The sequence below is a fragment of the Pseudotabrizicola sp. genome (genome assembly GCF_030684215.1).
Classification (GTDB): Bacteria; Pseudomonadota; Alphaproteobacteria; order Rhodobacterales; family Rhodobacteraceae; genus Pseudotabrizicola.
In genome coordinates this window covers 96980-108065 of sequence record NZ_JAUXOV010000029.1, presented here as the reverse complement: position 1 = coordinate 108065, position 11086 = coordinate 96980, and the positions used below count along the sequence as shown (strand labels likewise).

Here is an 11086-nt window from a genome sequence, read left to right as displayed (position 1 = left end):
CAGCGCCATGTCTGCGCAATTCTCGCGGTAGAAGATTAGTGGAAACTGTTCGGAATCGCGGATCCCCAGAATGACCAGCGCCGTCAGGCGATCCGGGTCGGTCGCCACCCCGCGCACATCAACGCCCTCGCGCTGCAACTGTTCGCGGATGAAACGGCCCATATGCTCGTCGCCCACCCGTGTAATCAGCCCCGACCGCAACCCAAGCCGCGCCGTGCCGCAGGCGATATTCGTGGGTGAGCCGCCGATGTACTTGCGAAAGCTTCCCATATCCTCCAGTCGCCCGCCAACCTGCGCCCCGTAAAGATCGACGCCCGCACGGCCGATGGTGATGACATCCAATGTTTTGGTCATGCTGGTTCCTCAATATCAATCAGGGCAGGAGGCGGCGTGATGTCACAGCCGCCCCCTTAAGGACGAGGCAGGGAGGAGCCCCGTCTCTTGTCTCAAAGGCCGGCGCGGATGAAATCCATGCTGGTCCGCACAGCCGCCTCGCTGTCGTCCAGATCATGCACTTCGGGGGCAAAAGGTTCGAAGCTGAACGGCCCGTCGTAGCCTTTAGCCAGCAAAGTCTTGATCTGCGCAATGTTTTCCAGCCTGTCGTGCGCGTCGACCAATACCCGGTGTGGATCCAGCATTGCGGCCACGCTTACTTCTGGATCGACCACACCCGAAATGTGAACGAGCCCCGTCCACTCGGCAAAAAACTCGGTCTCGCCTGCGAGGTGGTGGTGAAACGTATCATGCACCAGCTTGTAGACGTCTTCGCCGCCAGCTGCCTGAATCGCGCGAATGGCTTCGGCCTTCGTCCGCAACGAAGAGATCGGGAATCCGAGCGGCTCGACCAGCCCTGTCAGACCGCGATCCTGCAAAATTGACTTCATGGCAATCAGCGCGGCCACGAGATCATCAAACGAAACCTTGGTCCCGTCATTCAACGGGCACATGACAAGGGCCTTGGCACCACAGGCGGAGGCGTAGTCGGCCATCGCTTCGGCCTTGGCGGGCAGATCACCGGACCAAACGTTGAAAGGATACAGCGCGTTGATCGAGATGATGCTGACACCCGCTTTCTCGGCGGCAGCTTTCACGTCAGCGGCCGGCCAATCACCCACCACATTCGGCAAATCGTTGCGGATTTCCACCTCGGTCGCGCCAAGTCGGCGTGACATCGCGAAAAAATCCTCCAGCCCCACCTTGGGGGCCGTGATGTGGTTCATTGCAAAGCGCATGGTCATTCCTCAGGCGTAAAGTGCGGGACGGGAGGGGTAGCTGATCGCGACAGTCGCGCCTTCGTCGTCTTGCGCGGCAACGCAAGCGTCGGCGGTCACGGCGGCCATATAGCCATCCCAGGAGGTCGGGCCAGAAGCGGTGCCTTCGGCAGCGGCTTTCAGGAAATCCTGCAATTCGACGTCATAGCTCGCAACAAAGCGGTCTTTCCAGTCGGTCAGGATGCTGTTTTGCAGCTTTGCTCCCAGCCGCATCTGCACAGCCATTGGCTCGGGCAGGCTGGCCACGCCGTCTTCGCCCACCACTTCGCACTGGATGTCATAGCCGTAATGGCAATTCACGAAAATCTCGGTGTTAATGACCACGCCTTTTGCGGTGGTCAGAGTGACGATCTGCGGATCACGCAATTTGGCGTGGCTGCGCGCACAGGTCCGCGGGAAGGTGACGCGGGCGGACACGTAGTCATCCTCCAGCAGCCAGCGGAACACATCGATCTCGTGGATCAGCGTGTCATGGATCGCCATAGGCGTGGTATAGGCTTCGGGAACCGCCGGGTTGCGGTGTGCAGCATGCACCATGACGGGCGCCCCCGTGTGGGTTTCGATAGCCTGTTTCAGCGCCACATAGCCCGCATCATATCGGCGCATGAAGCCGACCTGCACCAGACGACGGCCAAAGGCCACCTCGGCGTCCACGATGCGCTTTGCACCCGTTGCGGTTGTTGCCAGCGGCTTCTCGCAAAAACATGGCTTACCTGCTGCGATAGCGGCCAGAACATATTGTTCATGCGTCGCCCCCCACGAGGTTACGAGAACAGCATCGACATCGGCCGCTGCAATCAATTCCTCACCCGTAGCATATACGGTCGCATCGGGTGCGATATCGGCTTTGACGGCTTCGGCTGACGCAGGGTTCACATCGCTGAGCGCCACGATCTTGCCACCGGCAAGAACCTGATTGATGCGGCGCGCATGATCGCGGCCAATGGCTCCGGTGCCGATGACACCAATTCTGACGGTCATGTTGGATCTCACTTCCAGTATTTTGCGATGTAGGTTTTGGTTTCGGCCAGCATAAAGCGGGCGCTGTCTTCGGCACGATCTTCCCAGCCAAAGACACAGTTCGAGAGCACCCCGTCGAACTTCATGTCCGCCAGCGTGGCAAAGAAGGTGTCCCAATCAATCTCGCCTTGCCCGAAGTCCAGATGCTGGTGCACGCGCACCTTTGATCCGGGCGGGTTAACGACGTAGCGCAGTTGCGACGACTTGTTGTGATCATAGGTGTCGGCCAGCCGGACATGCTCCAGATAACCTTCGGTGGCGCGCAGATTGGCGACCATGTCAGGACCATAAAAGAAGGTATGTGGCGCGATGAAAGACGCGCGCACCATCGGTGAGTTAATGGTCTTGATGATGTCGATCGCAGGCGCGATTTCTTCGAGCCAGTCTTCGGGATGTGCCTCAAGTGACAGTTTGATGCCCTCGCGCTCCAGGATCGGGACCAGAACATCCATCGCGCGAAAGAACTGGTTCTCGCAGGTTTCGGGACGATGCAGACCGGAGCGGTCGTTCAGACTGCGGTCCGGCGATCCGCCACGGCCAAATTCGGAAACGAACAACGGACATTCCAGTTCGACCGCAATTTCGATGGCCCGTTTCCAATTGGCAATCGCAGCCTCCCATTCATCAGGATAGGGGCTGGCCCAGCGATACATCGGCTGGATCGAGGCAAGACCGACGCCATGATCCTTCAGCGCCTTTTTGAATCCCTGAATGCGCTCGGGATACATCTTGGGGCGCGTCCACCATGCCAGAAAATCCGGGCGTGGGGACATTTCAACGTAATCGTAACCCAGATCTGCCACTTTGCGGAGCGTGTCTTCCAGCGACAGATGGCGGATCATATGGGGGTCAAGCGTGTGTTTCATCTCAAAATTCCGCTATTTTTGGGTGCAGGCCACCTTTCGGCGAAGCAGGTCCGCCGAGAGGGAAAGTCTGGATGTCGAGAAGTTCAGCTTTTCTTGACGCGTTTTTTCTGGCGATGCACGTCGGCCACCACAGCGGCCACAATGATCACGCCCTTGATCATTTCCTGATAATAGGCGTCCAAACGCAGGAAGGTGAAGCCCGAGATGATGACGCCAAAGATCACCATACCGATCATCGTCCCAAGAATGGTCCCCCGGCCCCCGGCCAGTGAGACCCCGCCGATGACGGCCATCGCGATGGCATCAAGTTCATACATCACACCCATACCAGCCTGCGCCGTCAATCCGCGCGCCGTCACCACGATCCCGGCAAGTGCGGCCAGCAGTCCCGCCACGGCATAAATCTTGACGATATGGCGCTCTACATTGATCCCTGACACGCGGGCCGCCTGTGGGTTCGCGCCGATGGCATAGGTGTATTTCCCGTAGCGTGTGTATTTCAGCGCCACATGGAAGATTGCGGCCACAAGCAGAAAGATGAACACCGGTGTCATCCCTTTGCCCAAGGCAGCAAAGCTGTCTGTCGGGAAAGATACCGGCTGCCCCTTGGTATACCATTTCGCAAAGCCCCGGGCCGCAACCATCATCCCGAGCGTCGCAATGAACGGCGGTATCTTGGTGTAGGCAATCAGCACCCCGTTCACGGTGCCTGCGATCAACCCGACCATTAGACCCGCGATCAGTGGCACGATCACCGGCAAATCTGTCAGGCCCGGGTAGATCGCACGATCAAAGGTTCCAACCTGTGCAAGGCTCATCGAGATCATCGCCGTCGCTCCGACGATTGATCCCGAAGACAGGTCAATTCCGCCCAAGATGATGACTTGAGTCACGCCGATGGCGATGATGCCGATAACGGATACTTGCAGGATCATGATCGAAAGGCGCTGTGGATTGCCCAAAAAGCTTTGGCCTTGCGTGATCCAGCCCAAGATTTCGAACACCAGCGAAATGCCGACCAGCACCATGAGGATGTTGACTTCTTGAGGCAGCCGGCGCTGTGGCCTTTCGGTGGTTGGTTGTGTGGTTGCAGTTGTCATAGATTGGTCCCCCTCGGGTCACTCAGCGCGCAGCCAAGTCCATGATTTTCACTTGATCCGCCTCATCCCGGTTCAGGAAACCTGCGACATGGCCTTCGTGCATGACCATGATCCGGTCTGACATGCCCAGAACCTCAGGCAATTCGGACGAGATCATCAAAACAGCCACCCCTTCGGAGGCCAGCCCCGTGATCAGGCGGTGAATTTCGGATTTAGCCCCCACGTCGATACCGCGCGTCGGCTCGTCAAGGATCAGAATGCGGGGCTTGGTCAGCAGCCAACGCGCGATCAGTAGTTTTTGCTGGTTGCCGCCAGACAGGTTTTCGACCTTTTCAGCCAGGTTCGGCGTCTTGACCCGCAGTTTTGCTGCCATGTCTTCGGCCAGTTTGGTTACGGCTTTCTGATCAATGAAGCCAAAGCGGACATGATCACGGGTGATCAGGGCCGTCTGGATGTTTTCAAGACAATCCAGGATCAGAAAACATCCGGTCTCTTTGCGGTCTTCGGTCAGGAAGGCCATGCCATGTTCCATGGCGACCTTTGGGCTGGTGATCTGAACGGGTGTTCCGTCAATCAGAACCTCGCCTGATGATGCCGGGTGAACCCCGAACAGCGCCTCGGCGACATTGGATCGCTTTGAGCCTACGAGTCCGGCAAGTCCCAGAATCTCGCCCTTGCGGAGTTGGAAAGACACGTCGTGGAAAACGCCCGGAATGGTCAGGTTCCGCGCCTCGAGAACCACTTCGCCGATCGGACAATCAATCTTGGGGAACATATCGGTGATGTCACGCCCCACCATCATACGGATGATGTCGTCGCGGGTCACATCAAGTGCCGAATGGGTCCCGACGTATTTGCCATCCCGAAAAACGGTAAACTCGTCGGCGATCTCGAACAATTCGCTCATCTTGTGCGTGATGTAGACGATTCCCACCCCCCGCGCCCGAAGATCGCGGATGATGGTGAACAGATGTGCCACCTCGTTTTCCGTGATGGCAGACGTCGGTTCGTCCATAATCAGCACGTCCGAATTGTGGCTGACCGCCTTGGCGATTTCGACCATCTGCTTTTGCGCGACAGTCAACTCAGACACCATAGCCAACGGGTCAAGCCGAATGTTCAGGCGGTCAAACAACTCCTGAGTCTGACGCGCCATCTTGCCATGATCAATAAGCCCGAACACATTTTTCGGCTCGCGGCGGATCCAGATGTTTTCTGCCACCGTCATCCAGTTCATCAACGCCAGTTCCTGGTGGATCATGGAGATCCCCTGCTCCAGCGCATCAAGCGGAGATTTCAGGGTAACTGGCTTTCCACGCAACGTGATTTCGCCAGCGTCGGGCTGATAGATCCCGGCGATGATCTTCATCAGCGTGGATTTGCCGGCACCGTTTTCGCCCATTAGCGCATGAACGGTTCCTGGCCGGACTTTGAGCTGCACATCATCCAGCGCAAGCACGCCCGGAAACTCCTTCCGAATGCCGCGAATGGCCAGAATGCCCTCTGCGTCGATCCGTTGCTTCACACGGTCCACCGCCGCGGCTGTAGATGCACTGACCATTGTCATTCCCTCCGTCCGTCATCGTTTCTGGCAGAGAGGACCTCCTCTCTGCCAGAAACAGATTCAGTTTTTTGACTGATAGTCAGCCAGATTGGCCGGGGTCACGAGTTCAAATGGCACATAGACCTTTTTCTCGACCTCTTCGCCCCTTGCGAGCTTCAGTGCAGCCTCTACCGCACCCTGCCCCTGCCCCGCGGCATTCTGGAACACGGTCACGTCCAGATCACCGGCTGCCATTGCGGCCAGCGCGTCAGCGGTTGCATCGATGCCGCCAACGATGACGGCATCCATGGCAATGCCCGATGCCTTCAGCGCCTGGATGGCGCCAATGGCCATTTCGTCATTGTTGGCGATCACCGCATCGAACTGAACCCCAGCCGAAAGCCAGTTGGTCATCAGATCGGAGCCTTGGGTCCGCGACCAGTTTGCTGTCTGCTCTTCCACAATCGTGATAAACCCGCACTCGGGAGTTCCAAGCACATCCTTGATATCTTGGGTGCGAACTCGGGCAGCCTGATTGGAAAGCTCGCCCATCATCACCACTGCCTTGGCTTCGGTCTTGCCGGCTTCGGTCAGCAGGCGGCAGATTTCCTCCGTTTGCAGCGTGCCGGACTCCAGCTCGTTCGATGCAACAAACGCTTGCTTCTCGGGAAGCGTGTCGACGTTGACCGGCTGACGATTCACATAGACCAGGGCAATTCCCGCAGCTGCCGCAGCTTCGGACATTGCAATGGTCGCATCGGTATCCACCGGGTTGACGATGATGGCATCAACACCCGAGGCGATGAAATTCTGAATCTGGTTCAACTGCTTACCGACGTCATTTTGGGCGTCTTCGATTTGCAGTGTCACGCCGTCCTTCGACCCGGCATAGTCAATCATGCCGTTGCGCAGGACAGTAAGGAAGTTATCGTCGAACAGCGCCATCGAAACGCCGATGTTTTCCGCCGATGCGGCCGATCCCATAAGGGACGCAACCATGCTGCTGGCGATCAGAAAATTCTTCATGTCATTCCTCCACTGTAGGCGTCCGGCGCGCCGCTGTAGTCATGCGAAAACCTGTCCCACCGCGCACATAAGCTGGCAGGCTGGCCGTCACTTTGCCGGTTTGGGTTGGGGCGGCTGGGCTCCTCTACCTTCCGCCATGGCAAGACACTCGGACACAGAATGATTCTGGTCAACCTGCTGATAGCTGGTTTTGCCATCATCTATGATAGAAAATAATCACCGGTGATGATAGAGTCTATCAGATACTTTCCGGAGTCCATAAGATCGGCGCGATGAAGCGCTGCCCCGGATTCTCAGCCATCCCATTTTCGATTGTATGCACGACCGTCGCCATCAGTTCGCGGCAAAGCTCTTTCAGGGGCGTCTGGAAAATACCACTGATCCTGCGTTCCAGCAGAGCCTGACGCGACTCCGGGGTCAGCTCATTTACAAGGCAAGCTATGCTTTCACCCGCATCCACTTCACGTAGCGCAGCGATGGCTCCTTCCATTCCCCCTCCCGCGCAGTAAAGCGCCACAAGGTCGGGGTGGCGCGATATGGCCCCTAAAAGGGCCTCGCGCGTCAGCTGCCGCGTTTCGAGGTTTACAACCGCATCCAGCACCTCGAATTCAGGTGCGTACTCGCGAAAATAGGCCCGAAATCCTGTCTCGCGCAAAGAATGCCCATGATAGCGATGTCCGCCAATGAACAGCAGCACCTTACCGGGGCGCGGCGCGAACTTTGACAAAAGCCATGCTGCATTGCGCCCGACCTTCATATTATTGGTTCCGAAATAGGCTTCGCGCACGCCTTGGGCAAAATCTGACAACAACGAGAAGGTCGGAATGTCCTTGTGACGCAGTGTCGCAACGGCATTGGTCACGTCGTGGTGATCCAACCCGGTCGCTGCAATCGCGTGAACCTTACCTGACATTCCCAACAACAGATTCGCCACTTCCGCAGGTTCTGCCGATTGAGAGAACAAGATCGTGATCCTCATCCTGCACTCGCGCAACTGGCTCGCAGCCATCGTCAACTCTGAGGCAAACTCCTGATAATAGGCGTGCCGTTCCTTTTGAAGCACAACGCCCAAGTGATACTCGGGCAGATCGGCATAAATGCGTTGCCGGATGGCGTGTGCGGCGTGGTATCCAATCCGCTCAGCCGCTTCAGACACCTTGCGTGACGTCTCTTCACGGACCTTCAGTCGACCATTCAGAACCCGGTCAACCGTAGCAACACTCACACCCGCGGCTTGCGCGAGATCGGCGATAGTTGGGCGTTGCATGATGTATGACCTCGATCAGTTGACTAAGACTACATCAGGATGAAAGAAAACATCAGAAATGAAAAGGACTTCTGACCACACTGATAGGGCAAGCAGGCGCGGCAACAGCAATGTCTTGGATGATACGTCTTGCTCGGAGGGCCGCCTGGGCACTTTGTACGGGATACGCGCCATGCCCCCCAATGCGGCACTGTCGGCCATGCGCCAGCACATCGAAACCTCAGTGCCATTAATCCTCACTAGCACCTGCCCCGCTTCAGCTTAAATTTTCAACCGAAAGCCAAATCAATTTTTGCCTCAAGCGATGCTCCGCACGGCAGATTGACCAAGTTGTCGCCCGAGCGTTCAGGGTATAGGTTCATGCTGTTTGCCAGATGGCTGACAGGCTCCACACAAATGTATGGCCCGTCTGGATCGTGGATCACCAGATGACCTAACGCGAGGCTGGCCCGAATGCTGACGCGCAGGCCAGAGTCCAGCACCAGTTCCGCCCAGGTCCAGTCCGAAAGATACCGTGTCACAGCCCACTTCTCGGGCAGTTGCCAAAGCCCGGTTGGCAACAAGTCAGCACCCATCGCCCAATCGCACGCAGCATCGGTTCGAACGGCATGGCATTTGGTGAAAAACGGGTGCCATCCAAGGCCAGCAGGCATGGGGCCGTCCCCGCAGTTGGTGATTTTCAAAGCGACCTTCAATCTTCCGGGCTTCACCAAGAACCGCTGGGTTGCCGCAAAGGCCCAGGGCCAATCCTCGTGCCCAGCGTAGTGATAGCTTAGCTCCGCCATATTGCTTGCAGCATCAACGACGACCCATGCTTGCTGATGCGCGTGGCCATGTACTGCGTTCGGCTCTTGCGGATGGATCTTTAGCTGCACATTGCGACCCTGATCCCCGAAGCGTCCAAGCGGGATGCGGTTATGAAACGGAATAAGGGGATAAGCCCCCCCTTTGGCCAAAGCATGGGGTTAAACCCCTGATCTGCCTGCAAGGGATACAAGACCGGCCTGAGGAAGCCAGATGCGCCGAAAGGCCGTGAAGGCTGGCACACCCATTGCCTTGGCCGCCTCAAGCTGCCCGTGTGCGACTCCTTTGAACGCCCCGCGCATCACTTCGCCGGAGTAGCCTGCAGCACTCATCGTCAGAGACAGCACTGCATAGGGCCAAGCCTCGCGCAGGATCGGCCACAAGAAACTTTCCCGCAAACCAGGGAAATATGGAAACAGGGACCCCAGGCCGAACTACAGAAGCCAAAGTTGCAGCAGGAGCGGCGTGCCACGGATCACCGTGCAGTATGCACGTGCAGGAGTTGCAATCCATCTGGGCCCAGCAGCATGAGCAATTGTCGCGCTGCCTTTAAATCCGTTATAATGCGGGGAGTGGACAAAACATGGGGGTCATCTTCGTCGTTGCGGTCCGTGCTAAGGTGAGTTCTTTGCGTTGGGGGGCTGCCATGGACGTTCGGATTACGGTCGAAACGACCTTCGACAGCGGGGAGATGCGCACTCATCAGCTTGAAGGCATTTCTCAACCCTACCGCTTGACCTGTCCAGACGGGATCGGGCTGCGCCTTGAGGATGGGAAAAGGATCGTCGAACAGATCCAGAGGGTAGTCCTTTACGACCAGGTCGATGAGATCATTCGAGAAAGCCGCGTATGCCCGGATTGCGCGTCGGTTCGTGCCATTCATGACTATCGCACGCGCGATCTCGACACGCTCTTTGGCCGGGTTCGGGTCAAAGCCGCGCGCGCCGCTTACGCTGTTCTTGTGATGCCAGGTCAGCGGCGATGCCCGGCGGACCTATTTCTCCGCTGGCCCATTTCTTTCCAGACCGGGCTACCCCGGAGCTGCAGCGGCTACATGCGGAGCTTGGGTCCCGGCATTCTTTTCGCGAAGCCGCGCGGCTGATGAAGAGCTTCCTCCCCTGCCATCCGCCCCGTCACACCACGGTGCGTGACCGGTTGGGAAGAGTAGCCAATGGGCTCGAGAAAAGTCGAAGGGCATCAGGCGATCCCGTTAAAGCACCGCCCCAAGGTGGTTTGACGGTTTTTCTGGACGGTGCACATATCCGCTGTCGACCGGAGTATCAGCAGCGGCACCTGGATATTGTGGTCGGCAAGATTGAGAGCCGCGATATGTGCCGAAGATTTGGCTTGGTCGCCAATGCGACGGCATCACCAGGCAGCCGTATGCGAGATGAGCTGTCAGGCTTTGGATGGAAGCGGGGTCGTCTGTTGACGGTGATCTCGGACGGCGAGCTTGCTCTCCCGAACCTCATTCGAAGTGCCATAGGTGGCGACGGCCAAGTGAAGCATATCCTCGACTGGTGGCACATTTCGATGCGTGTGCAGCATGTCGAGGCAGCCGTTCAGGGTTTCGTCCAGATACCGGGATTCACTGGAATTTCGGTGCTGTTCCAGCCCCCCGCAAAAAGCCTCCGCTGGTGGCTTTGGCATGGCAGAGCACGGGTCGCGGAAACATATCTGAAGGGGCTCATCCTCGATTGCATCCGCCTTGCGGAAGAACCTCTGGCTGTCCGCACCGCTGCCGCTCGTGTGCGGGCCCGATGCGAGACACTGTACACCTATCTCGCGAACAACATGGAATCCCTCGTCGACTATGGCCGCCGGTACCGTAACGGGCTGCCCATCTCGTCATCTCGTGCCGAAGGATCAGTCGATGACATTGCCAATGCCCGCATGGGAAAGCGCAGAAGGATGCGGTGGTCGCCCAAAAGGGGCTCACCGAGTAGCCGTCACAAGGGCCGCAGTTCTCGATGGTCGGCTGACCGTCGCAAACAGAAAACGCGCCGCATGACCCCATGTTCTGTCCACTCCCCGGCAGTCTTGGCTGTTCACGGACGCGCTGTGACGATGAATGAGATTTGCGCATGATCGTGGCAGCCAATAGCGGGTTGTCTTTGAACATTTTTTTCTGCGCAGTCTTCGATGAAAACCCAACAGTGGGTCCCGTCTGAACGAACCACGAACCCTGA

General features: G+C 57.6%; 9 protein-coding genes and 2 pseudogenes. 1 reads left to right on the top strand and 10 read right to left on the bottom strand.

The features are described 5' to 3' along the window. The 10 genes and pseudogenes from Q8K08_RS05020 to Q8K08_RS04975 form a co-directional block, all read right to left on the bottom strand. A partial coding sequence (locus Q8K08_RS05020) for a PfkB family carbohydrate kinase (RefSeq protein ID WP_305249366.1) occupies nucleotides 1–354 on the bottom strand: 354 nt, incomplete at its 3' end. Between the two features lie 92 nt (nucleotides 355–446). Next, nucleotides 447–1232 carry a TIM barrel protein gene (locus Q8K08_RS05015; protein ID WP_305249365.1) on the bottom strand — a complete coding sequence of 262 codons (786 nt, stop codon included), beginning with the start codon at nucleotides 1230–1232 and terminating at the stop codon, nucleotides 447–449. A gap of 9 nt (nucleotides 1233–1241) precedes the next feature. Then, on the bottom strand, nucleotides 1242–2252 hold the full coding sequence (locus Q8K08_RS05010; protein ID WP_305249364.1) for a Gfo/Idh/MocA family protein: 1011 nt from the start codon (nucleotides 2250–2252) through the stop codon (nucleotides 1242–1244). An 8-nt stretch (nucleotides 2253–2260) separates the two neighbouring features. Next, entirely contained in the window at nucleotides 2261–3157 is an 897-nt protein-coding gene (locus Q8K08_RS05005) for a sugar phosphate isomerase/epimerase family protein (protein ID WP_304803231.1), read from the bottom strand. A gap of 83 nt (nucleotides 3158–3240) precedes the next feature. After that, nucleotides 3241–4257 carry an ABC transporter permease gene (locus Q8K08_RS05000; RefSeq protein WP_305249363.1) on the bottom strand — a complete coding sequence of 339 codons (1017 nt, stop codon included), beginning with the start codon at nucleotides 4255–4257 and terminating at the stop codon, nucleotides 3241–3243. Nucleotides 4258–4279: 22 nt separating this feature from the next. After that, the gene (locus tag Q8K08_RS04995) at nucleotides 4280–5818 is read right to left on the bottom strand and encodes a sugar ABC transporter ATP-binding protein (protein ID WP_305249362.1); all 1539 of its coding nucleotides are present in this window, start codon (nucleotides 5816–5818) and stop codon (nucleotides 4280–4282) included. A 63-nt stretch (nucleotides 5819–5881) separates the two neighbouring features. Further along, nucleotides 5882–6826, bottom strand: a complete 945-nt coding sequence (locus Q8K08_RS04990; protein WP_305249361.1) for a sugar ABC transporter substrate-binding protein — start codon at nucleotides 6824–6826, stop codon at nucleotides 5882–5884. Between the two features lie 238 nt (nucleotides 6827–7064). Then, entirely contained in the window at nucleotides 7065–8093 is a 1029-nt protein-coding gene (locus Q8K08_RS04985) for a LacI family DNA-binding transcriptional regulator (protein WP_304798865.1), read from the bottom strand. A 269-nt stretch (nucleotides 8094–8362) separates the two neighbouring features. After that, nucleotides 8363–9049: a hypothetical protein gene (locus tag Q8K08_RS04980; RefSeq protein WP_304798867.1), complete on the bottom strand. Its 687-nt coding sequence runs from the start codon at nucleotides 9047–9049 to the stop codon at nucleotides 8363–8365. Between the two features lie 9 nt (nucleotides 9050–9058). Further along, nucleotides 9059–9433 (bottom strand): annotated as a pseudogene (locus Q8K08_RS04975) (ABC transporter permease subunit); the annotation flags it as partial. 110 nt (nucleotides 9434–9543) lie between these two features. Here Q8K08_RS04975 and Q8K08_RS04970 point away from each other — a divergent pair. Next, nucleotides 9544–10908, top strand: a pseudogene (locus Q8K08_RS04970) (ISKra4 family transposase). Nucleotides 10909–11086 lie beyond the last annotated feature (178 nt).